The sequence below is a fragment of the Lentisalinibacter salinarum genome (assembly GCF_040706555.1).
GTDB classification, from domain to species: domain Bacteria; phylum Pseudomonadota; class Gammaproteobacteria; order Steroidobacterales; family Woeseiaceae; genus Lentisalinibacter; species Lentisalinibacter salinarum.
Genome location: NZ_JAPDRH010000002.1, coordinates 366,997 through 388,114 on the forward strand (window position 1 = coordinate 366,997; position 21,118 = coordinate 388,114).

A 21,118-nucleotide genomic window follows, 5' to 3' on the forward strand; every position below is an offset into this window, starting at 1 on the left:
ATACGGGCAATCCGCCCCAAACCGTGCCATTCAAGGGCGAATGGCTACATTTCTCATGGCAGCCGGCCTCGGGGTGGCAACCCACAGACGACCCAGGTAAGGGATCAAATCTCGTCTCATGGGCGCGGAGTTTCGGATCACGGCTGCGGGAGGGGGCATGAAGAAAGCGCTGGAAATAGGCGAGAAAGACTACGATCGCTTGATGGCCCATTTAGTCCCGGGCGACTCGAATGAAGAGCAGGCAGCATTTCTCTTTGCCACCTGCCAGAAGACGGCAACTGAGATTAGGATTCGAGTGATCGGAGCACAGAATCTCGGCCGCGATGATTTTGTTGCCCAGCACGGCTACTACATTGAGATGCAGGACGGTACTCGGGCCAGCTTGATCAAGCGGGCCCACGACCTCGGAGCATCCTTGATAGAGGTTCACTCACATTTGGGACCGTGGCCGGCTGAATTTTCCGCTTCCGACCGGCATGGCCTGCGGGAGACTGTGCCACATATGTTTTGGCGTCTGAATAAGCGGCCGTACATTGCGCTGGTCGTCACAGAGAGTGACTTTGACGCGCTCGTGTGGATTGACGACCCCCGCATACCGGAGCGCCTGGACCAGCTGCGGGTGGGCCAGCGAATACTGTCGCCGACCAATCGATCGCTTAGGGGGTGGAAATGAGCGGCACAGAGACGCGATACGATCGTCAAATTCGCTTTTTCGGGACGGAAGGGCAGCAGAAGCTTCAGAAAACAAAGGTTGCTCTTGTTGGTGTAGGCGGTGTCGGCAGCGCCATTGCTCAGCATCTCGCGCTGCTCGGTGTTGGGCACGTGTACGTAATCGAGCCGGAAGAACTGGACGAATCTAACCGAAATCGGTTTATTGGCGCGCGAGATAAAGATCCTGTTCCAGGTAGCCGAAAGGCTATGCTCGCTGCGCGATTGATTGCGGAAATAAATCCACAAGTCGGCGTAACTAAAATTTCCGATGGACTGGTTAGCAGTAAAGCTTTCGATGCAGTAAAAAGCGCGCACTGGGTGTTCGGTTGTTTTGATCATGACGGGCCGCGATTTATCTTGAACGAGCTCAGTTCAGCCTATACGAAGCCCTATATCGATGTTGCCACCGATGTTCCCGCACCCGGGGAATATGGCGGCCGGGTATGCATCTCACTTGGCGGGCAAGGATGCCTCTATTGCTTAGGCGAAATAGACTCTGATGCCGTCCATCGATACCTATCCTCGCAATCCGAACGTGATGCGATCGACGCGATCTACGGTGTCAACAGAGAGGCCCTGGACGATAAAGGGCCGTCCGTCTCACCAATAAACGGCGTGGTCGCATCGCTCGCCGCAACCGAATTTATGGTTGCGGTCACCGGCCAGCGGGCCCCCGCCCGATTCATAAACTATCGAGCGCACCTATCCGTAGCAACAAAGAGACAAGACACGCCGAAGCCTGATTGCCCTTACTGCAAAGGCATAAGGGGCATTCGAGAGGCAGCGGAAGTCGAACGATATCTAAGAATTCCGCACCTAGTGAACGAGAGATCAAGATCCAATCTGACAGAGGGGCAAGTCGTTTAAGTGCTTCTTCACATGCCGCCAATTCGGCATGTTGCTATCCAATATCCTCATGAAAGCGTCTGAGTGCGTGGGCTCGATAAAATGAGTCAGTTCATGCAGGACGATATAGTCAAGGCAGTCGATATCCTTCTTCGCAAGCTCCAGATTCAGGCGGATATTGCGGGCGGCCGGATTACTGCTGCCCCATTTTGTCTTCATTTTCTGGACAAAGAACTTCGAGGCATTCACCCCGAGCTGCTTCTCCCATTTCTGAATGAACTTTGACGCTTTATCGCGTAGCTCACTGCGATAGTAGCTTTCAAGCACCTCCCGGCGCTTTTCTGTGCTCGCCGCCGGCTGCACAAAGAGGTCAATATGCCTGTGCCCAACCTCTACAGCCGCGCGGCTGCTTTCCCATAAACGCAGCAAATAGCGCCGGCCCCATAAATAATGACTTTCGCGCTCTATGTACTCTCGCGGCTCTTCTCTCGCCTGACCCAGTTGTCGCTTCTGGTGCCGCTTGATCCAACCGAGCTTGGAAATTGCGAAGAGCCGCAACGCATCAAGATCTGTGTTCAGCGGCGCCGAAATCCGGACCTCGCCCGACGGCGGGTGCACACTAAGGTGAACATTCCTGATGTCCTTGAATACCACGTCTACCGAGGTGTCGCCCAGTTGCAGCCGCGTCATCTTCAATACTCCGCCTGAGCTTTGATAATAACGAATAGGCGCTCGACTTCATCTTTGTCGCCGAGCTCCTTGTAGAGCGCCTGCTTTATGACCCGCTCTTTAGGCTCAACACCCCGCCATCCGTCCGGCCGGGATTCCCGGACCACTCGATCCAGACGGAGGGCGAACTCCTCGTCCTGATCGAGGTTGTTGTAAAGGGAGCGTTTTGCGGGTGTATCCAACCGCTCTGGCATATCCTCCGTGCCGCCACTATCAATGCGCTTTACCAGATCTGCGATCTGGTTGAGATATTGCTCATAGGCAAGGGCCTTTTCGCGCCGGCTCCTGATAATCTCATCAAGCAAGTCTGACATTCGGTCGTAGAAAGCCGGATCATTCAGGTGTTCTTTAATGATCTTGCTGCGTACATTATTCTCGATGGTCTCCGCGATCGCTTCCTTGTTACGACTGAGGCTGCCGAGCTTCTCGGTGATGGCATCGGCAATACCGGTCTTCACGATCAGGTCGACTAGGCTCACATCATCAAACGGCGAGATTTGCCGCGCCTCCTCTGCCTCGATATAGTTATCGATCAGATGGCGCATATCCGCTTCATAGGCCTTCAGGTCAAGCGACTCGCCGCTCGCATGACGAATGATTTCTCGGATGGCGAGATAATGCTCCAGACGCTCTTTGATCCCTGCGATTTCGCTCTCGGTGTATTCGAGCTGATCGATCTCGTCGGCAATATTCGCATAGGCGCGCACGAAGCCCGCCACAGACTTATAAAGCATGGCTCTTTGAGGCTCACGCTCCTCGAGGTCTGACGGGATCTCGGTATTGCCGCAGAAATAGTGGATGTAATCGAGCTCGTTCTTTGGCGGCTCTACCGGCTCGCACAGTAGCTCCAGCGCTTCTAGGGCATCATCAAGGCGCTCCCTGCCCTTGGTTAGCCGGTCCTGCAGGAGTACGTCCGGATCGGACCCTGGTGCGCTCTGGTCAAGTTCGGAGGAATAAACGGCGATGGCGTTCTCGACCTTCTTGAACAGATCCTTGTAATCAACGATAAAACCGAATTCCTTATCTTCCCCATCGAGCCGGTTCGTTCGGCATATGGCCTGGAAGAGCCCATGATCCTGCATGGACTTATCGATATAGAGATAGGTACAAGGTGGGGCATCGAATCCGGTGAGCAGCTTATCGACGACGACGAGCAGCTTCATATTGGCCGGCTGCTTGGTAAAGAGGTCTTTCACCTCGTCTTCGTAGGTCTCGGTCCTGGATTTGCCCGGGCGCGGCATGACGTCCTTTAGCAGCTCCGTATAGGTGTTATAAATATATTGCCTGTCCGTTTCAGAGTTCGCTCCGATTTCTTCCCGGGTCACGTCCTGCGTCGAAGGGTTATAGGAAGTGACTAGCCCGCACTTCCCTTTAAGCGGCGTCTTTCCGAACAGATCAAAATATCGGCAAGCCTCAAAGATGCTGGAGGCGACCAGGATCGCATTGCCCCGATCACTCGATAACCGGGGTTTAACGCTGAAGTCAAAGAGAATATCACTGACAAGCCGGTTCATCCGTGAACGCGAACTAAGAACGCTCTGCATCGTGCCCCATCTTTTTCGGAGCTCGTCCTTCTGCCAGTCATTCAGGCCCTTGGTCTTGGCATCGAACCAGGCTTCGATCTTCTCCTCCGCTCCAAGGCGCTGATCAATATCCCGGGCCTCATAGACAAGATCAAGGATAACGGCATCCTCAACTGCCTCGCTGAACTTGTAGGTGTGGATGTAGTGCCCGAAAACCTCAAGACTGGTCTTCTTGTCTTTCTTGAGAAGCGGCGTTCCAGTGAAGCCGATGAAGACAGCCTCGGGCATCAGCGCATTCATGGCGCGATGCAGCTTTCCGCTCTGAGTCCGGTGACACTCATCGACAAAGACGAAGACCTCGCCAACTGTGGGGCTGGGCTGGCCTTCCATGTCCGTGATCCATGCATCAAAATCCTCGACCTCCCGCTTGCCGAACTTGTGAATCAAGGAGCTGAGGAGACGCGGTTTGGCTTCGCCTAATTTGGCGATCAGATCCCGACCGCTACTAGCGCGCTCAATCGGCTCACCCGCACCACTGAATACGCCTTCGATCTGTTTATCCAGCTCATCGCGATCGGTCACAATGGCGACCCGCGCGCTAGGGTTGTTCTCCAGTATCCATTTGGCCAGAAGGACCATGACGATACTTTTGCCCGAGCCCTGGGTATGCCAGATAATCCCGCCCTCGCGCCGCTTCACATGCTCCTGCGCCGCCTTTGTCCCAAAATATTGATGCACGCGCGGCAATTTCTTAATACCCGCATCGAAGAGAACAAAATCACGCATCAGCTCGATCAGGCGCTCTTTGCGGCACATCTTGGTGAGGTACTTATCGAGCTTGTAGCCCTCGTCCTCGGTTTCGTCTTCCTTCCATTTCAGCCAGTATTTCTCAGGCGTGCCGATCGTGCCGTACTGGAGCCCCTCGGTGTCATTGCCCGCAAACAGAATCTGCGCAGTCGCGAAAAACCAGGCATTAAACTCCGCCCGCTGATTGGACAGGTTTTGCCGAATTCCATCACCGATACTGACCCGGCTATTCTTCAGCTCGATTACGCCAATCGCGATGCCATTGACGTAAAGCACGAGATCCGGCCGCCGCTCATGCCCGCCTTTGAGCGTCACTTCCTCGGCAATCGCAAAATCGTTTTCGAAGGGCTTGTTCCAGTCGATCAGATGCACGGTCTCTGATGGCTTGCCGGCCTCGACCTTGACGGACACGCCATACCGAAGCAGCCCATAGACTGCCTGATTGTTCGCATAGAGATTGCGGCTTGAATTGGTCGCTGCACTGCGCAGCTGATAGAGGGTCGCGCTGAGTTGTTCGGGGCTGTAGCCCCGCCGTTCAAGCCATTGCGTCAGATACCGCTCTTCGATGTTGCTGTTATCAGCACGATCGCTCCAATCGCCATAGAATTTATAGTCGAGCTGGTCCCGGAAGAGCTGGATCACCCGGCGCTGTGTCACCTTTTCTGCCTTCCGGACATCACTCATACCAGTCGCACTCTCCCCGTGAGCAACTCCTGCATCATCCCTTCTCTAATTTGCCTGCCTTTCTCAAGACGTGCTTCCAGGACATCAAGCTCAGAATCCATATGCGCCAAGATCTCGGCGATCGCGTCCTGCTCCCGTTCATCGGAAGGCAGTCGCACTGTGATCTTGTACATTTCAGACTTATTGAGCTTGGCTCGGGTCCCACTCGCCAAAAACGGTCGGATATCTTTGTGAACAAGTGAATAGAACAAGAAGTCCTGAGAGTATCCTTCTCTGGCTTTCAGAATGTGCGCGTGGTTATTAACCCAAAATCGCCCGGACATCCTGTATGCGATTGGGCGCGTATCATATTCATCGAAATGCCCACCGTCCTCCGCGATCAGAATTACGTCATCTTCAATCGCATATGAGTCGATGTAGTCAAGAACACCATTTGCTCCACAATATGGATAAGGCCCGCGCATTGTCATACGCTGCGAACCGCTAAGTGGCTCGCGAAGATTGTCGAGACAGTCTGCTATTTGCTTTATCGTTTTTTCCTGCCACTCGCCTTTGAAGCCTGGAACTCGACACCGACCGGAAAGCAGTTCCTGCATCGCGCCCTGTCTGATGAGGCGTTTCTTCTCGATGAGTTTTTCAAGTGCGACGATTAAGCTATCGGCGTCCATTAGAGCTTCAACAATACCAACTTGCTCCCGAACGGGCGGCAAGGGAATGGCCATGCGTGCGACCATGTCACGACGAACTGAGTCTACAGACGACTTGGCGGTCATCTGCATTATCCGGTCATAGAATTTCGAAGCGAAAACGAGATAAAAAAAGTATCCGGAAATTCTGTCCGAAAAATCCGACATCACATACACGCGCTGGTGAACATCGAATTTGCCGTCGATATAGTGGAAAATCTTGCCAGTTCCGACACCATCCCCCGCTGTTAAGACAGCTTCTGTATCAAACGAATAACTGTTGATCCTCTCAACATTTTGAGATCGCACATAAAAGGGATAAGTCCCTCCTGCAACCCGGTCCTGAGTGTTTCGACTGCCGGTTGTTATGGAGGCAATGTCTTCAACATATACTGCTTCCCAATCGTCAGGAATAGGACCGGCTTCGGAATCTTTGAACCGGTCGAGCCTTTCTTGTGCTTGCATTTCCTGATGGGCCGTGAGTGCCAAGTCCATCACCACGCGAACCCCATCCGCTCAAGATGCTGATTGACCGTCGTCTCGAGATTGGCAACGCGCGCGACTATCTCAGGCAGAGGCAAGCCGTAGCGCTTTGCAAGCAAAATAACGCGCTCGGACAGCGAATGACTGATTCGATCCATCTCTTCTTCGATCGTCGTGCCGACAGCCTCTAGCCACTTATCATCTACGACGAGTGTTTTAACCTCATCGACTGTGAGCTCCGGGCACTTGTTGTATACCGCATCATCAAGCTCTCGCTCGGCACGTTTTAGCCCGCTCTTCAAAGCCGACTCTTGGGCCAACAATTCAAGATACTTCTCAATAATCCGCAAGTCCTCGTACTGCGGACTCTCTACATCCTCTTGCATTTTTGACTGAATCAATTCAGAAGCTTTTTCTCGCAAATTCTTGAGAATTTTCCTATCCGCGTTCAGCGCCTTCACCTGACCCAAATAGCGGGTCAACTCCTCAATTTCTTGCGCGGAATCGGTGCTTTTCAAAGCGGATTTAACATTGGCCTGCGTGATGTTTCCTTTCGCGTTTTCACACGCCTGCAACGCATCACGCTCGGATAACTCAGCGATAGCGCCAATTGCGCTCTGAATCTGGCGGGACAGGCTATCGACCTGGCGATAGGTATCAGGCTCCTCGTGCTGCCAAACGAGGTCGAGCACGTCGTTCCATGCCGCCTCGGCTTCACCCTTGTTCCCGACGCCGGCGAGGGCCCCTTCATCGCTACCGTGCTCTTCTTCGATCTCCAGCTTCTCTGCCTCAGCGGCCTCGAGTTCAGCGGCGAGCCGTTCGATCTCCTCTTGCTCCTCTGCAAAGAAGCGGGCAACGATGTACTCCTTAGGAATGAGATCGCAGGTCCAACCCTTATCTTTCTCCTTTCCGTTCTTGGCTTTCTCGATGATACGATAAATTTCGGCCTTCCATCCCTCGGCAGCGATGAGGTGGCAATCGTCCTGCATCGTCTCTGCCCAGTAATCCATCAGGTGCTGATAGATGTCATATTTGTCGACCAACGGCTTATCGGTGTAGTGAGCCAGCAGATCTTCAGAGATATCGAAGACCACCTGCGTTGGATCGCAGCCCGCATCTAGGCCCTTGAGGTAAGATGCTGTACGCGCCCGCCACTCATCGTAGTGCGTGCGCATCTCCTCACGGAAGGCGACAAACTCACCATGCTTGAATATCGTTGAACCGACTTCGGACTTTTCGACCTTTAGCTCAAAATAACCCGGCCGGCATTCACCGACCAGGTCCTGCTTCATCGTCGGATAGACGGCCCAGTAGGGCTGCAGGGCGTTGATGTCCGCCTCCGGGATACCGCCGCGCAGGTGCCCCTCGATGTCCTGGCGGTCTTCCTCTTCCTGGCTATCAATATATCTTGGAAGATTGAGATTGAACTCGTTCTTCTCAATCTCCGAAAGCGCCACCATACGGGCGTAACCGGGAATGTCGTTCCCCTTCCAAAAGGTATCGACGATCCGGTGCATATCCTGCGAGCGCAGTCGGTTTTTTGGGCCATCCTTCATGAATCCGTGACTGGCATCGACCATGAAAATGCCCTTGCGCGCCTGGGCGTTTTCTTTGTCGATAACAACAATGCAGGCCGGGATGCCCGTGCCATAGAAAAGGTTTGCCGGTAAACCGATGATCGCACGGATATACCCCTTGCGGACAAGCGAACGGCGGATATCGGCTTCTGCATGACCTCGAAACAGGACCCCATGTGGCAAAATGCAGGCGCCTTTTCCTGCAGACTTAAGCGAGCGCACGATATGCAGTAAATATGCGTAGTCACCCTGTTTGACTGGCGGAACGCCATAGCCCCGGAAGCGGTCGTGGGGATCATTCTCCGGATCGAGACCCGTCGTCCAGCGCTTATCACTAAAGGGAGGATTAGCGACAACGTAATCGAAGGTCTTCAGGCTCTCGCCATCAAGAAATTTTGGGTCAGCCAGCGAGTTACCCTGGCGGATCTCCGCTGTAGGATAGTCGTGCAGGATCATGTTCATCCGCGCCAAACCACTCGTCGCCGCATCTTTCTCCTGCCCGTATAGCGTGACGTTGGTGCCGGCCTGATCCCCGACCTTTAGCAGGAGCGATCCGGAGCCGCAGGTCGGGTCATAGACGGTCGTCTGCGAACTCGTGCTTGCAACCTTAATCCCGAGAAGCTGCGCCATAACGCGACTGACCTCGGCGGGCGTGTAGAACTGACCCTTGCTCTTGCCGCTCTCGGTAGCGAAGTGCCGCATGAGGTACTCGTAGGCATCGCCGAGAATGTCGTCCCCGTCCGCGCGGTTGCTCCTGAAATCGAGCGAGGGGCTTTCAAAGACAGCAATCAGATTGGTGAGACGGTCGACTTTCTCCTTACCGTCACCGAGCTTCACCGAATCATTAAAGTCCGGAAAATCTGCTTGTGAGAGCTGCTGGTTGGATGCGGCAAGCGGGGCGACAACCTTCTTATTGATCTGATCGCCAATATCGGATTTGCCCTTGAGCGCGACCATGTCGGCGAAGCTGGCCCCTTCCGGAACAGTGATGGGGGCATAGGCCTCTCCGGCGTATTTGTCGCTGATATATTTGATGAAGAGCAGCGAGAGCACATAGTCCTTGTACATGCTCGCATCCATGCCGCCACGGAGCGCGTCGCAGCTCGCCCACAAGGACCGGTAGATCTCAGATTTCTTGGTTGCCATTTACCCGTCTATGTCCCTATCCGCATTATTCGAATTGAGCATTGTCTTAGCCAAGTTGCGCCTCCTCAAGACTGTGCGGAGTGCGGTCATTGGCCATACTCTCGTATAGCAAAGCGGAGACCATGAGGACAAATGGACTCTGCCTCGATCAGCCCTCACACCCCCAGCAAATCCTCGAGCTCGCTGACGATCTCCGACCGAGTATCGCGGCCGGCGCGCTCAAGGTTAATCTGTCGCCAGCGAACGGCCGGCAGATCCTCAACGCCCTCCTCGCCTATCAAAGCCCAGTCGGGCTCGCCGCGGAAGAAAGAGATAACGAACTGCCGGTGGGCGGGCGGCATACCTTCAAGCAGCTGGGTGACAAGCGCCTCATGCGCCGCAATAAGCCGGTCCAGCGGAGGATCTTCGGCGGTCATCCCCGTGAAGTTGTTGTCATAGTCATGCTGAATATCACGGCACGGCAACCGGAGAAGCCGTTGCGGGGTCCTGTCGTGACTGATCATGTAGACAATGACGGCCGTCCGGAGCGCATCCGTGATTCCCTCGTTATCGAGCAGCTGATGGACGTCAAACAGATCTCGGGGATGCTGACGGTCCAGAGCCGCCAGAATCTTGCCGGCAAAGAGATCCGGAAACGGGAGCACACTCATCTCCGCGAAGCCAAAGGCGTCTTCCGTCTGCGGCGACACAGCCATCAGCTTCGGCTCGTACAGAGATCCGCGTAGGACCGGAGTGACTTCAATCTTGATCTGCACACGATCCCGGGTGCGAATAACGAGCTTGCTGATTGTGTCCTGAGTAGCCGGCGCGGACCTCGTGACAGCCACGCGATCTTCAGCAGCCTCTATACGCTGCGCGATGCGCTTTAGGGCCGCATCAATGTCAGCGAGCGATTCCTTGCGATCCGCAAGCGGCAAGTAGGTAAGGTCGATATCGACGGAAAGTCGCGGCAGGTCACGATAGAAGAGGTTGATCGCCGTGCCGCCTTTTAGTGCAAAGCAATCTTCTTCGGCAACGTGCGGGGGTGTCCGCACAAGAAGCTCAACCTGGCGGCGATAAACATCACTGAAGGCCATGGAGGGCCTCCGGGACCGTGATGTTGTAGACAGGATCGAGCTTGCCACCCTTGACGAGCATACGTTTGCCTTTGCCGAGATCGATCGCACTCTTATCCAGATGGCTAAGCCAGCGGTGCCGATGGCGATCGGCGAAGAAGAAGAAGAGGCGCTTGACCTTGATGCTGCTTGCCTCCTCGAGCAGCTTCTGTAGCCGACGGGGGCTCAGCGAAGAAAGCCCTTCCATGAGCGCATCAGCGTGATCAAAGGTCTCGTTTTTGGGAAGCTCGTCCAGAAGCTCAAGGAAGGCGCGCTCGGGTGTGGACATCACGAGCGGCCACTTCCATGTGCCCCATGGCGTTAGTCGCAAGGCGCCAGGCAATGTCTTCTCGACCGCGTCAGATCGATCCGGTGAGAGATCGAGCTGGTCGGTATAGTCCGGTATCGGCGGCAAGAAACGCGTCCGGTTGTGAGATTTGAATTTCTGCTCGACCGGAAGCTTGCCGAGCCATCCGGGCAGTTTTTGATCGGCATAGAGATGGATTGTCTGTTGCCGGTGCGAGAGATAGTGGGCGTAGCCCTGCGTCTCCAGCGCCGTGCGACCGCCGACAGAGACTGGAAACTGCATCAGCGTCTGAAGCGATATGACGACCTGCTCCCAGCTCAGGGAACCGCGCCGCCGCCGGTAGACGCCGCGCGCCGGCTGCTCAAGCCAGTCGGCATTGAGGTACCGGCTACGGAGTGAGCCGTAATAGCCGTTTCGCTCCATCCAGGCAGCATCAACCAGCAGACCCTCCGGCAGGTCCTTCTCAAGCTGGTTTATCTTTTTGTACTTTTGCTCACTCATAGTGAATAAATTAGCAGATTCCCAAACCGGCGCCTAGTTTAAAAATCTTCTCAAAAGTTCACTTAAAGTGAAAAAATGCGAGGAAAAGTAAACTCTGGCAGTTTGAATTCTTGCCACAAACTCGCCATACAGCGAAAAAGACTGAATGAGAGAATGGCCGACTACGAAAGAAAGTTACCAATATCAGCTTCAAACTCTGCGTCCTCACGGAGCGGCTGAGCCAGTACCGTGAGGAAACGGTTGACCAGGATTCAAGCGGCGGAAGTCATCTGGTCCGACGTAGGGATATGCACTCCGCCGCGTCACTACCTGCGCGAAGCGCTGTAGTGACGCGGCGCCGAATCCGCGGATTTGCGCGGACTGCAGCCAAAATCCACGAATGACGGGCGAGTGATGCAGAAATTTTCGCCGCGAATAATGGGGCGTAAATAATAGGCGATTTCCCGTCTCTCAAGAGCTTCCGGGAATGCGAGTCAGAGGCTGCAACACCACTGGCCACTGCGCATTCCGATCCCTTTCCGAACCGATAAAGACCCGTCTCTACCAATTGCTCGGTCGAGTAGTAGTAGGAGTCAGGAGACACGATGGGACGGCACCAGACAACAATGGACGGGAACCCTGTAGAGCGTGGCAATTGAAGCCGAGACGCAGGCTTTACAAGCCGAGAAATCGGGTCTAGTTTTCCAAGCATGATCCGCAGCCGCTGCGGTAAAGCGGCACCTGGCAGGGGTTAGCCTGTCTGGGGTCAGGGAGTCTCTTCGAGACTGCTTGATCCAAACCGGGATCAGATAGCCCGGCCTTTTCAAATTCGCGGAACGCCCCTGGTTCCGCATGTTCATGAAAAATCGCTGGCGTCCCCGCCAGCTTTTCCAAATCGTCAGGACCTCTGCGTCCGGCAATTTTTCTAGCCCAGTGCTTCAGGCGCAGATCCGTTCTCGTATCCATTAGCCAAAAGGAGGTGAATCACCGTTCGTACTGGCCCCTCGGGGCCACTGGTAGCCGCCGGCCGAGCCCTCAACAGAGGGCCACCGGCGAACCTGATCGAGGCTTCAGGCCGTAGGGACTTCGTGTCCCTTTGGGACTGGTGTCCCTGGACCGACTCCGAGATTTTCTCGGACCTCGTAGGCCCACCGGGCTGCGAGCTGGTCAGAAAAACTAACCGAACGAGATCTAGCACCATGAAGGACCTGAACTACCAGCTGAAAGCCCTCTGCCGGAACAACCGGGACGGGAGCCATGCGACACGGGAGATTCGAGAACGCCTTTTGAGCCAGATGGCCAATCAGCTGCTGGAACTCGGCTACCGCCGTCTCCAGCCACGCTCGCTCAAACCGAAACACGTCGAGGCCCTGGTCTCTCTCTGGAAAGACCAGGGCCGCACCATTGGTACCGTGAAGAACCGCCTCGCAGTCCTCCGCTGGTGGGCCGCCAAGGTGAACCGGGCCAATGTGGTGGCCCGGGACAACGGTGCCTACGGTATTGGTGAACGCCAGTATGAAGCCCAGATCTCCAAGGCTCAGGATCTGGACCCCAGGAAGCTGGCGCGGATCAAAGACCCCTATCTCCGGCTGAGCCTCCGGCTCCAGGCCGAGTTCGGCCTCCGGCGTGAGGAAGCCATCAAGTTCACCCCCAGCTATGCCGTCCGCCAGGACCACATCCGCCTGAAGGCCAGCTGGACCAAGGGCGGGAGAGAACGGTCAGTACCGATCACACGGGAGTCCCAGAGAGCCCTGCTCGAGGAGATCCACCGGTTCGTGGGCGGTGGCGCCCTGATCCCGCCGGGCCGGAACTACGTCGAGCAGCTGCGCTGCTACGAGCGCCAGACTAAGGCAGCAGAGCTGAAGAAGCTGCATGGGCTCCGGCATACCTATGCCCAGCGCCGCTATCGGGAACTCACCGGCTGGCCGGCGCCGGTGGCGGGCGGGCCCGCACGGAAGGCTCTGAGCCCGGAACAGCGGGCCATTGATGAAGAGGCCCGCGCCACTGTGACTGCAGAACTAGGCCACGGCCGCCTCGACATCACCAACACCTACCTGGGCCGATGACCAAGTCGGCCCGAATATCCGCACTGCTGCCCCGCCTGGTCCGCTTCCGGGACGCGCCTGCCTACCTCGGCATGGACCGAAACCGCTTCAACACCGAAGTCCGCCCCGGCCTCACCGAGATCCCCATCGGCCGCCAGGGCATCGCCTTCGACCGCCTTGAACTGGATACCTGGGTGGAGGACTATAAGTCCCGCAACGGGCGTCGTCCGAAGGCCTCGATACCGGAGGACGACACATGTCGAAACGCAACCGCATGCCGGGGCTCCGCCAGAAGGGCGGCACCTGGCACATCGAAAAGCGCTGCCGATACGCCCCTGGAAGGTGGCTCCGCGAAAGCACGGGCACTACTTCACGCGCTGAGGCAGAGCAGGTTCTGATCCGCCGACTGGCGGAACTGGAGGAAAAAGCCAACCGACACGAGGCCGCGGTCTACACCTTCGAGGAATGTGCACTGCACTATCTCGAGGAGATTGCCCACAAGCCTTCTGCCGATACCTTCGCCATGCACCTGGACCAGCTGTTCCCCTACATCGGCGATCTCCCGGTCGCTCAGGTCCACGACGGGACGCTCCGTCCCTTCGTCGACCGGCAGCGCGAGCGGGGTCTGTCGCCGAAGTCGATCAACAACGCCCTGGGGGTGGTCTCGACCGTGCTGAACCGTGCGGCCCGCGTGTGGCGCGGCCCGGACGGCGAGCCCTGGCTGCAGCAGGCGCCGGCGCTGATCAGCCGGTTGTCCGTGAAGGGCCAGCAGGCGAGGGCCTATCCGCTGTCCTGGGCCGAGCAGGATCGTCTGATGAAGATCCTGCCGAGGCATATCGCCGATGCGGCGCTGTTCGCCATGAACACCGGCTGCCGGGAGCAGGAAGTCTGCGGGCTGCGATGGGACTGGGAGGTCGACTGGCCGGACACGGAGCGATCGGTCTTCGTGCTGCCGGGATCGGCGACCAAGACCAGCACGGAGCGGGTGGTTGTCCTGAACAGCATCGCGAAACGGGTGCTTGAGGGCCGGCGGGGACTGCACAAGGAATACGTGTTTACGTTCCGGGGCAAGCCTTTCGGCAAGATCAACAACACCGCCTGGAAGCGGTGCTGGCGCCAGGCGGGCCTCCCGACAGAGAAAGGCATCCTGAAAGGCGTCCACAACCTACGTCATACGTTCGGACGCCGGCTTCGGAGCGCCGGGGTCCCGCTGGAGACCCGCAAGGCACTGCTGGGCCACGCGAACGGCGACATCACGACGCACTACTCGGCAGCGGAGCTCGAAGAGCTGATCGATGCCGCCGAGTCCATCGTGCGTCGCGGCAGGCGGGAGACGCCCAATCTGATGCTGATCGGCCGAAGGACCGGCGAGACTGTCGGAAAAGTGTCGGAAAAGAAAAAAGGGCTAACCGGAAAAGTCGGCTAACCCTTTGATTTAGTTGGCGCGCCCGGAGAGATTCGAACTCCCGACCGCCTGGTTCGTAGTTAGAAAGCGAAGTTCTAAGTAGTTAATTTAGCAAGCAATTCGTGGGACGTTCCGTTGCCAAATTGCAGTACTTTGCAGCACTGATCAGGACCGAAACACGCAAATTTCCCGCAAAGGCCAACAACCTGGAGTTCGCAAATACGTTCGAGCCCGAACCGCCTCAGGCCGCCGAAACCGTGAGCTTCACACCCAGACTGTGGAGCACTTTCAGCACGGTATCGTAGCGAGGTTTGGCTCCGGGCGTCATCGCCTTGTAGAGGCTCTCGCGACCCAGACCCGTGCTCTCCGCGATCGCCGTCATCCCGCGCGCCTTCGCCACATTCCCCACCGCTGCGAGGAAGACGTCCGGATTCTCGTCTTCGAGAGCCGCCGTCAGATACTCCGCGATCACCTCGTCGTCGTCCAGGAAGGCGCTCGCATCGAACTCCGTTACCTTAACCATCACCTTGATCCTCTATTTCATTGACCAGGCGCTTTGCCCGGTCGATGTCTCTGCTCTGGCTCGACTTGGAGCCGCCACATAGAAGCAGGATTACGATCTCCTGCCGCTGGACGAAGTAGACTCGATAGCCAGGTCCGGCGTGGATACGCAGCTCTCTTATCCCGCTACCGACAGCCTTGCAGTCTCCGAGATTGCCCAGGCGTGCGGATTCGAGCCTCGACAGAATTCGAGCTTTCGCCGTCCGATCCCGCAGCCGTGCGAGCCACTTCGCAAAGGTCTCTGTCTGTTGCAGCTGGTATTTGTGCATGAAGTGTATCCGTTTGGATACCGCTAATCAACGTTGGAAGTGACTCGGCCCACCGCGCCGATGTCTGTTCCAGCGTATAAATAGCCCTTCCTCGGACCAGGAGAGGCTGCGATGTCTGCAATCACCGATTCGCAGAATAGAGCGTCCGCTTTCGCGGAGCGATCGGTCATTCTGTAGCGGTATCGGGAGAAAGTTGCTAGGTTCTGGATTCGACCCGAAGCGGTCAATCGTCATCATTAGCCAATTCGACCAATTTGGAGACGGTCTTCCAGTTGCGTGCTGTCGCGCGCATGCCTAGCGTCTTCTCGACACCTTTGACGAATCTGGATCGTCCGATACCGTCCGGCGCACGCAGGAACAAATGCCGCCCAACCACCTGGATCGACTCGGAGTCCGCAAGAAGCGCTTTCGCATCTTGGACTTGTGCCTTCTCTGGAATGCTCTCGAGAAAAAAGATATGTAGCGATTTCGGTTCGGTTTCGGGATACGGGTTGGCCGCAATCGCGGAACGAAGTGAATCACGGGTAAGCAAGACAATTGCAGGGCGAAAGCCGTGTTCCTGCTCAATGGCGTGACCGATGGATTCCGCAAAACTTGTCCTGGAACTAATATCGGCCTTGAAAACGACATTGCCGCTTTGGATATATGTCCTCACCCGCGCGCATCCAGCCTGAGTGAACAACTTCGACAGGCTCGCCATTGGCAGCCTGTTTCGTCCGCCAACGTTTATGCCCCGCAACAACGCGATCCACGTCTTCACCGAACTACCGTACAACGAGTGGCACTCACCTGATTGTCGGCTTTTGGCCGAAAGCCGAAGTAAGTCGCGAAGTCGCACCTGATAGCCAGATGGTCCGCTATGAGGGTAGAAGCGGACCAATTCCGATCGTGGATATCTCACTTCGAACAGTCGGGAATCGGCTAAAAGGAGACGTCCCCCGCCATCAACAAACGAAACCTAGGCGCTATCAGCGCCAAACGAAACCAGATGTGCCGTATCGCGATCGACTTTCCGTCATCCTGACGCATTACGTGAGCCAGTATTTCTCAGGCCGCCGAACAAGCCCGACACTCGTGGGGACATAATTGTCGAATTCCGAGATCCACGGCAAATACAATGTCAATAAGCTATCAATCAAAATAATTCGGGCGGTCAGACACGCCCGAGCTTTCGCCGTCACACCATGTCGCGTTAGAGGAGATGCGCGAACCTCAATCTGTTGCATTTTGTCCCACGGAATGCTGATCCGCCGGTACCACGGTCTTAACACGGCTCGAAGGATGAGTGATCTATTTGTCGCGTAGGCCTCGACACCAGTAATCCGGATTCCGTCAACAACGGCGCGCGTACCGGCCCATTGATCCTCATCATAGGTTTCACCGCGATACTCAAGGCTACGCCGCAATCTCTGCCAGGTACCGTACTTGCTTGTCACCTTCTCAATCTAGCTGGGAATCAACGTCCGTTCGAAGTAACGAAATAGAACGCTGCAATATGGTGGGTCCTTTGCCAAGTGCCGAAGGCTTATGCGTGGCGGAGGAATCTTCAGCCCTTCGTCGCGTAACCATTGAGGAGACCGACCGCCCCTGGCGTCAAGCGCTCGCCCGCAATTAACACGCCACAAACCACCAACGAAATTGTCTCTTGCATGATGTTGTCGAAGGGTCGCTATGGGTCGACTCCGGAAATCATACCTCAGAGCGCCGCTAGGATCGCTTTCGGCCACAAGCAGCCACTTATCGACCCGAAGTTGGAACGTAGATTCGGCTGACCAGAATCGCGAACCAGATGATCGATAAACCGACAAGAATCACTGTCAGGGCGGAGTATTGCACCGACGTTTGTTGAAGCCATATCAGTGGAGCAGCGCCGAGCGTAAGGATCATCAAAGTGTATCCCAAGTAGGCGGCCTTCGGTGGGTTTGCTTGCTGGATGCGTTTCCGAGCGAAATTAGCGGCCAAGGTCACCGCTAAAATGTAGAAAACCAAAATCGATTCGGTCATTGCCCAACGGCTGAAACGGGTCGACTCCGGAAATGATACATCAGAGCAGCGAAATGGTCGGTTTCCGGCCAGAAGGGGACAAGCCTTACGTGCTGCGACGGAAATATGCACCTACTGCCCAACCAACGACCGCACCAATCACTACGGCTGAACCGTGATACTCCTCCAGAAATTGAAAGGAAAGATAGGTCACATAAGCAGCAACCATAGCGGGGATCAACGGAGACCCCGCTTTCTCACGACGTCTTGCCGTTCTCTCCCGCCTTTCATCGATCTTCTTGCGGGCGTGCTCTAGGCTATCGTCGGCGCTTCTCACAGATTGATCGCTGGAAGGCATCGGGTCTCTCAAAAAACGCCCAGTCCGCTTCGGGTCGGAAGCGGGAATCTTACCTCAGAGCGCGCCTAGGGTCGCTTTCCCGCGGAAAGGAGACATTGCGCTCGATTTTTTTTGACACGACTGGGCGATCGGATCTAGCGTTCCTGGTGGATCACCTTAATGAGATAATGTGCCATGCGCCTGGTGTCCGTCTGCACAGCCCTTCTGTTCGCTTTCTCTCAAAACCCAGGTCAGGCCGGTCCCGCGAAATGGGGCCCTACCCCAGAGGAAGAACTCGAACGGGAGGGTATCGCCATCGATAGTCGTTCGTTGGCATCTTTGGCGACCACCTCGTCCCTCGATGCAGATACAAGACGCCTGACCATCCTCGCCCTGGCACGGAAAGGCGATCCCGCTCACGTTGGGCTGCTCACCTCTCTGTTGACGGACTCTGACGCGTCTATCCGCGGGGCAGTGGCGCAGGGCCTCGGCCATCTCCGCGCGACGTCTGCCGTTCCTAATCTGCAAGCCACGGCGACAGCTGATCCTGACGCCGAGGTCAGACAGCTCGCTGTTGGCGCGATAGGGACGATCGGTGGCGCAAGTGGCGCTGATGCTTTACTGGCTATCGCGTCAGATGCCGCACTCGACCAGCAATTGCGAATCGACGCACTCGGATTCTTGGCAGGTGGCGCACCTCTCTTCAGTCTCCAGAACGACGAGCGATTGGTCGAGCTTATCCGAGATGGAAACCGGTCCGTTAGGACAGTGGCGGCCGTGGCGTTGAGCAAGACCCAGGATCCTTCCGCTGTACCTGTGCTCGTTGAGTCTGCGCTCAATCCGGCTACGGAGGAATGGATGCGCGATCACGCAATTCGTCGCCTGGAGGACATGATCGAGAGCCTTGATACCGGCTACATCGGAGAATTCGGGCAAGTCGCCAGAGGCGAAGCCCGGTCGGAAGCGCTGGCCAACTTGGCGCGTTGGTGGGAGAAGAACAGAGCGACCTACGTGACCGATGGGAATTGAGTGGGAGTTCGCCACTTACAACGGCAATGCGTCAATCAATGGGCCTTTCGGTCAGCGTAGCAGCCGTCCGTGTGGTAGCGCACCTCGTAGTCGGTGGTGCTGGCGTTCACAGAGAAGCGGTGGATCACCCGTTCGAGGTCTTTCCGGCCGGTGGCGCCGCTCGAGTAGTAATAGTGCTTCTGGGGGCCGCGGCCGTTGAGGCCTGGACCACTGTCCCCGTAGTCCAAGAGGCCCAGGCCCTTGTCGGCAGCCGGATTGTCGTAGTGCCAGGCGCCGAGCACCGTCGAGCCGACCCGGCGCTCGATCCTCCGTCCCAGGGCATCGTAGGCGAGGTAACGGGTACATTGCGGACAATACGAGTAGTCGGGATTATTTTTCGGATATTGCGGTTATTTCGAATATTTCGTATAGTTTCCTCTCTTGAGGAGGGAACACCATGACCATGTCATCGAGTTACGCCGAGCAAATCGGCGATCGCCTGCCGTCTGAGAGCGAACGGGCTGCCGCGAACCAGCTTCGGCGAATTCTTGCGGCGGACAAGGAAGCGGGGGATGGCCAGCGGCTCAAGATCGTCGATGAATCCGGCAAATCCCACGAGATCATCCTCGCCCCGGCGCTCTCGAATCTACTGATGTCGCTACTCGAGCACATCGAGTCGGGCGATGCGGTCACCCTCGTGCCCGTCGAGCAGCGGCTCACCACCCAGCAGGCCGCTGACCTCCTCAACGTCTCGCGTCCTTACCTGGTCGGGATGCTCGAGAAGGGAGAGATTCCGTTCGAGCGGGTTGGCCGGCATCGCCGGATCAGGGCCGAAGATCTGTTCGCCTACAAGAAGTCCCGGGATGCCAAGAGGGAAGCGGCCCTGCAGGAACTCGCGGATATCGACTCCGAGCTGATTTGATCGGTGTTCGCGAACCGCTTTACCGCGTTCGTGGATGCCTGTGTGCTTGCGAGCGCACTGAAGCGAAACCTCATCCTGTCCCTGGCCGAGGCTGAGCTTTATCGGGTGCGGTGGTCGCAGCTTGTGATCGACGAAACCGAACAGGCGATCGCGCGCATGCTCGTCGACAGAGGCGTCCCCTGCTGCGAAGGAACAAGCCGGACGAGCTTGCGCAGCGATGACCCGCGCCTTCGACGATGCGATGGTGGAGCAGTATGAAGCCCTACAGCGGGGTCTGCTGGCGTTGCCGGACCCCGGAGATGCCCATGTCCTGGCAGCCGCCGTCAAGACGCGCGCCGACGTCATCGTTACCGACAACCTGAAAGACTTTCCAGCGGAGCTGCTGGAGCCGTACGGCATCGAGCCGAAAAACGCGGACGACTTCGTTGCCGATGCGATCGATCTGCACCGCGACACGGCACTTCTGGCTATCGAGCGCATGCGCTTGAGATTCCGGAGGCCACCGAAACCGCCACAGCAACTCGCGGCAGCCCTGCGACGCGAGGGGATGGCGCAGACCGCTGAGTTGATTGAGTCCACCAGTCTGTGACTGCGACGAGTTTAAAGGCTGGGCCAAGATCCAATACTGGAACCGCCGCGCGGCGGGAGCAGCCGAGAATGAGGTCTTCGTGCAGGTAGGATCGCCGTCTGGCAGACCGTAGGTTGCGTCGTCTGCCGCGTCACTACCAGTGCGAAGCGCTGTAGTGACGCGGCGCCGAATCCGCGGATTTGCGCGGATTGCAGCCGGAATCCGCGAATGACGGGCGAATGACGCAGAAATTTTCGCCCCGAATAATGGGACGCGAATAGAAGACGATTTTCCGTCTCTCATAAGCTCCTGGGAATGCGAGTCCAAGGCTGCAGTCGCGCTGGCGACTGCGCATTCCGATCGCTTTCCGAACCGATAAAGACCCGTCTCTACAAATTGCTCCTTCGAGTAGTAGTAGGAGTCAGCAGACAGGACGGGACGGCACCAGACAACAATAGTCGCGAACCAAGGCGCCGGTCGAAATTTAAGCCGAGACGCGTGCTTTACAACGCGAGAATTGGGGTCTAGTTTTCCAAGCATGATCCGCAGCCGCTGCGGTAAAGCGGCACCTGGCAGGGGTCAGCCTGCCTGGGGTCAGGAAGTCTCTTCGAGACTGCTTGATCCAAACCGGGATCAGATAGCCCGGCCTTTTCAAATTCGCGGAACGCCCCTGGTTCCGCATGTTCAAGAAAATCGCTGGCGTCCCCGCCAGCTTTTCCAAATCGTCAGGACCCCTGCGTCCGGCAATTTTTGTAGCCCTGTGCCCGTGGCACAGATCTGTTTCGTATCCATTAGCCAAAAGGAGGTGAATCACCGTTCGTTTCGGCCCCTCGGGGCCACTGGTAGCCGCCGGCCGAGCCCTCAACAGAGCGCCACCGGCGAACCTGATCGAGGCTTCAGGCCGTAGGGACTGGCAAGAATTGCCATCCCTCTGGGACTGGTGTCCC

General features: G+C 56.7%; 17 protein-coding genes. 7 read left to right on the top strand and 10 right to left on the bottom strand.

The genetic code is table 11. The features are described 5' to 3' along the window. The first annotated feature begins 157 nt into the window (after positions 1-157). Together ACJMKZ_RS04760 and ACJMKZ_RS04765 are read left to right on the top strand one after the other, a co-directional pair. On the top strand, positions 158-673 hold the full coding sequence (locus tag ACJMKZ_RS04760; RefSeq protein ID WP_405232052.1) for a hypothetical protein: 516 nt from the start codon (positions 158-160) through the stop codon (positions 671-673). Continuing rightward, positions 670-1,578: a HesA/MoeB/ThiF family protein gene (locus ACJMKZ_RS04765; protein ID WP_405232053.1), complete on the top strand. Its 909-nt coding sequence runs from the start codon at positions 670-672 to the stop codon at positions 1,576-1,578. Before ACJMKZ_RS04760 ends, ACJMKZ_RS04765 begins: the two co-directional genes overlap by 4 nt. Here ACJMKZ_RS04765 and ACJMKZ_RS04770 read toward each other — a convergent pair. From ACJMKZ_RS04770 to ACJMKZ_RS04795, 6 genes are all read right to left on the bottom strand, one after another. Beyond that, complete coding sequence (locus tag ACJMKZ_RS04770; RefSeq protein ID WP_405232054.1) at positions 1,543-2,247, bottom strand: M48 family metallopeptidase; 705 nt, start codon at positions 2,245-2,247, stop codon at positions 1,543-1,545. The two genes, ACJMKZ_RS04765 and ACJMKZ_RS04770, sit on opposite strands and share 36 nt — an antisense overlap. Before the next feature lie 2 nt (positions 2,248-2,249). Next, positions 2,250-5,300 (bottom strand): type I restriction endonuclease subunit R, encoded by a 3,051-nt coding sequence (locus ACJMKZ_RS04775; protein ID WP_405232055.1) that lies wholly within the window; start codon positions 5,298-5,300, stop codon positions 2,250-2,252. Continuing rightward, the gene (locus ACJMKZ_RS04780) at positions 5,297-6,481 is read right to left on the bottom strand and encodes a restriction endonuclease subunit S (RefSeq protein WP_405232056.1); all 1,185 of its coding nucleotides are present in this window, start codon (positions 6,479-6,481) and stop codon (positions 5,297-5,299) included. Before ACJMKZ_RS04780 ends, ACJMKZ_RS04775 begins: the two co-directional genes overlap by 4 nt. Next, complete coding sequence (locus tag ACJMKZ_RS04785) at positions 6,481-9,192, bottom strand: type I restriction-modification system subunit M (RefSeq protein WP_405232057.1); 2,712 nt, start codon at positions 9,190-9,192, stop codon at positions 6,481-6,483. Before ACJMKZ_RS04785 ends, ACJMKZ_RS04780 begins: the two co-directional genes overlap by 1 nt. Positions 9,193-9,347: 155 nt before the next feature. Then, positions 9,348-10,268 (bottom strand): nucleotidyl transferase AbiEii/AbiGii toxin family protein, encoded by a 921-nt coding sequence (locus ACJMKZ_RS04790; RefSeq protein WP_405232058.1) that lies wholly within the window; start codon positions 10,266-10,268, stop codon positions 9,348-9,350. Continuing rightward, on the bottom strand, positions 10,255-11,094 hold the full coding sequence (locus ACJMKZ_RS04795) for a type IV toxin-antitoxin system AbiEi family antitoxin domain-containing protein (RefSeq protein ID WP_405232059.1): 840 nt from the start codon (positions 11,092-11,094) through the stop codon (positions 10,255-10,257). Before ACJMKZ_RS04795 ends, ACJMKZ_RS04790 begins: the two co-directional genes overlap by 14 nt. Positions 11,095-12,272: 1,178 nt before the next feature. Between ACJMKZ_RS04795 and ACJMKZ_RS04800 the strand changes: the two genes are divergently transcribed. Both ACJMKZ_RS04800 and ACJMKZ_RS04805 read left to right on the top strand, forming a co-directional pair. Next, positions 12,273-13,139: a phage integrase N-terminal domain-containing protein gene (locus ACJMKZ_RS04800; RefSeq protein ID WP_405232060.1), complete on the top strand. Its 867-nt coding sequence runs from the start codon at positions 12,273-12,275 to the stop codon at positions 13,137-13,139. A 235-nt stretch (positions 13,140-13,374) separates the two neighbouring features. Beyond that, the gene (locus tag ACJMKZ_RS04805; protein ID WP_405232061.1) at positions 13,375-14,544 is read left to right on the top strand and encodes a tyrosine-type recombinase/integrase; all 1,170 of its coding nucleotides are present in this window, start codon (positions 13,375-13,377) and stop codon (positions 14,542-14,544) included. 220 nt (positions 14,545-14,764) lie between these two features. Here ACJMKZ_RS04805 and ACJMKZ_RS04810 read toward each other — a convergent pair whose 3' ends face one another. From ACJMKZ_RS04810 to ACJMKZ_RS04820, 3 genes are all read right to left on the bottom strand, one after another. Continuing rightward, positions 14,765-15,046, bottom strand: a complete 282-nt coding sequence (locus tag ACJMKZ_RS04810; RefSeq protein WP_405230606.1) for an addiction module antidote protein — start codon at positions 15,044-15,046, stop codon at positions 14,765-14,767. Then, positions 15,039-15,353 carry a type II toxin-antitoxin system RelE/ParE family toxin gene (locus ACJMKZ_RS04815; protein ID WP_405230608.1) on the bottom strand — a complete coding sequence of 105 codons (315 nt, stop codon included), beginning with the start codon at positions 15,351-15,353 and terminating at the stop codon, positions 15,039-15,041. The genes ACJMKZ_RS04810 and ACJMKZ_RS04815 overlap by 8 nt, the downstream gene beginning before the upstream one ends. A 223-nt stretch (positions 15,354-15,576) precedes the next feature. After that, complete coding sequence (locus ACJMKZ_RS04820; protein WP_405232062.1) at positions 15,577-16,113, bottom strand: DUF1697 domain-containing protein; 537 nt, start codon at positions 16,111-16,113, stop codon at positions 15,577-15,579. A gap of 1,755 nt (positions 16,114-17,868) precedes the next feature. Between ACJMKZ_RS04820 and ACJMKZ_RS04825 the strand changes: the two genes are divergently transcribed. Continuing rightward, entirely contained in the window at positions 17,869-18,702 is an 834-nt protein-coding gene (locus tag ACJMKZ_RS04825; RefSeq protein ID WP_405232063.1) for a HEAT repeat domain-containing protein, read from the top strand. A 35-nt stretch (positions 18,703-18,737) separates the two neighbouring features. Here the strand turns inward: ACJMKZ_RS04825 and ACJMKZ_RS04830 are convergent, their stop codons facing one another. Then, positions 18,738-18,929: a hypothetical protein gene (locus ACJMKZ_RS04830; RefSeq protein WP_405232064.1), complete on the bottom strand. Its 192-nt coding sequence runs from the start codon at positions 18,927-18,929 to the stop codon at positions 18,738-18,740. Between the two features lie 209 nt (positions 18,930-19,138). Here ACJMKZ_RS04830 and ACJMKZ_RS04835 point away from each other — a divergent pair, with 209 nt between their 5' ends. Both ACJMKZ_RS04835 and ACJMKZ_RS04840 read left to right on the top strand, forming a co-directional pair. Further along, entirely contained in the window at positions 19,139-19,603 is a 465-nt protein-coding gene (locus ACJMKZ_RS04835; RefSeq protein WP_405232065.1) for a helix-turn-helix domain-containing protein, read from the top strand. Between the two features lie 217 nt (positions 19,604-19,820). Further along, positions 19,821-20,192, top strand: a complete 372-nt coding sequence (locus tag ACJMKZ_RS04840; RefSeq protein WP_405232066.1) for a PIN domain-containing protein — start codon at positions 19,821-19,823, stop codon at positions 20,190-20,192. Positions 20,193-21,118: the final 926 nt, after the last annotated feature.